The sequence below is a fragment of the Peribacillus frigoritolerans genome (assembly GCF_030676415.1).
GTDB classification, from domain to species: domain Bacteria; phylum Bacillota; class Bacilli; order Bacillales; family DSM-1321; genus Peribacillus; species Peribacillus frigoritolerans_A.
The window spans coordinates 1-473 of sequence record NZ_JAUUTW010000100.1 but is presented as its reverse complement, the minus strand read 5'-3'; the positions used below and the strand labels follow the sequence as shown (position 1 = coordinate 473).

Annotated in this window: 1 protein-coding gene; it reads left to right on the top strand. The window is 64.5% G+C overall.

What is annotated here, in order from left to right:
- A partial coding sequence (locus tag Q8G36_RS28640; protein ID WP_305275345.1) for a catalase occupies positions 1–473 on the top strand: 473 nt, incomplete at both ends.

The following is a 473-nucleotide window of genomic DNA, read 5'->3' as shown; positions in this document are numbered from 1 at the left end:
ACACCAACCAGGGCATGAAGTTCTTCACCGACGAGGAAGCGACGAAGATGTCGGGCAAGGACGCCGACTTCCACCGCCGCGACCTGTTCGACGCCATCGCCCAGGGCGACTTCCCGTCGTGGGAGATGTCGGTCCAGGTCATGCCCTACGAGGACGCCAGGACCTACCGCATCAACCCCTTCGACCTGACAAAGGTCTGGCCGCATGGCGACTATCCGCTGATCAAGGTCGGCCGGATGACGCTGAACCGGAACCCGGAAAACTTCCACGCCCAGATCGAGCAGGCCGCCTTCTCGCCGGGCAACACCGTTCCGGGCATCGGGCTGTCGCCGGACAAGATGCTGCAGGGCCGCGCCTTCGCCTACAACGACGCGCAGCGGAACCGCATCGGCGCGAACTTCCACCAGCTGCCGGTGAACCGGCCGAAGGTGCCGGTGAACACCTACATGTTCGGCGGCCCGATGGAATACCTG